Raw genomic sequence first — 1,198 nt, forward strand, 5'->3', positions numbered from 1 at the left:
CAGCGTCCGGTTCATCCGCTCGACCTGACCGTTGGTCCATGGATGATAGGCCTGGATCAGCCGATGCTCGATGCGATGCCGGTGACAAATGAGATGGAAACGATGGGGCTAGTACGTCTCGGTCCCCGAACGCTTGGCGAACTGCACACCGTTGTCGGTCAGTACCGTGTGAACACGATACGGTAGTTGGGACAGCGTTTGTTCGAGAAAGGCAGCAGCCTCGTTTCGGCCCGCTTGGCGGTTCAGCTTGGCGTGCACGAACTTCGAGGTACGATCGACGGCGACGAACAGATACGCTTTGCCTTCACCGGTGCGGATCTCGCTGAAATCGATGTGCAGATAACCGATCGGATAGGATTTGAAGCGTTTGGGGGTTGGCCTATCATCGCTATTTTTCGGTAACCGGCTGGTCCCATGGCGCTGGTAGAGTCGATGAAGACTCGCCCGGGTCAGGTACGGGATGAAACGCTGCAAAGCGAACAGACAATCATCGAGCGGGAGCAAGGTCCGTCGACGAAACTCCATCCTCCAGCGGCGTCAAGGAGGCTGAGCGGGGCCGTTTGGGTCCCATGGTCACATCCTCGACCGAGTCCCGTGCACGCCATTTACGAACGGTCTTGGGATTGAGGCCATAGCGTCGGCCCAATGCCGCGACCGAAGCCTTCGATCGCTGTATTTCTTTTCGGATGGCGTGCGTGGTCGTGGCGCGTGGGTGAAGAATCTGAGCCATGGGTCCTCCGCAGACATAGGTTGATACCACAGTCCCCTACACCCTGAGACCATACAGCTAGGTTTTGTACGAAAAGTCGGTTCTGCTAATTTTACCTATGCCGCAACAGCATAGGTAAGGTATGACAGGACGCTACGAACTATCCGAGCACAACTGGTCGCTGATCAAGGACATCGTCTCTCCGCCCCAGGAGATGGGCCGGCCAAGGCGGGATGACCGCCAGGTATTGAACGGGATCTTCTGGGTCCTGTGCTCGGGGCCAAATGGCGCGACTTGCCAGAACGCTATGGCCCTTGGAGCACCGCGTACGCACGTTTTCGTCAGTGGCGCGATGACGGCACCTTCGATGCGGTGCTGGCACGTCTTCAGCTCGAGCTTCGTGAGGATGGCTTGATGGACCTGGACACCTGGATGATCGATTCCACGGCCGTTCGTGCGACTCGAGCCGCCTCGGGAGGCGGTAAAAAG

2 protein-coding genes and 1 pseudogene are annotated in these 1,198 nt (G+C 58.0%); 1 reads left to right on the forward strand and 2 read right to left on the reverse strand.

The genetic code is table 11. The annotated features are described in order from the left end of the window. Both Q376_RS25635 and Q376_RS24325 read right to left on the reverse strand, forming a co-directional pair. The coding region (locus Q376_RS25635) for an integrase core domain-containing protein (protein ID WP_155834265.1) at positions 1-90 on the reverse strand (90 nt) is incomplete at its 3' end. Between the two features lie 18 nt (positions 91-108). Beyond that, positions 109-504: a DDE-type integrase/transposase/recombinase gene (locus Q376_RS24325; protein ID WP_162177901.1), complete on the reverse strand. Its 396-nt coding sequence runs from the start codon at positions 502-504 to the stop codon at positions 109-111. A gap of 347 nt (positions 505-851) precedes the next feature. Between Q376_RS24325 and Q376_RS22065 the strand changes: the two are divergent. Further along, positions 852-1,198, forward strand: a pseudogene (locus Q376_RS22065) (IS5 family transposase); the annotation flags it as partial.

Origin of the sequence: Halotalea alkalilenta DSM 17697 (genome assembly GCF_000621205.1) — a bacterium.
In the GTDB taxonomy this organism is placed as follows: Bacteria; Pseudomonadota; Gammaproteobacteria; order Pseudomonadales; family Halomonadaceae; genus Halotalea; species Halotalea alkalilenta.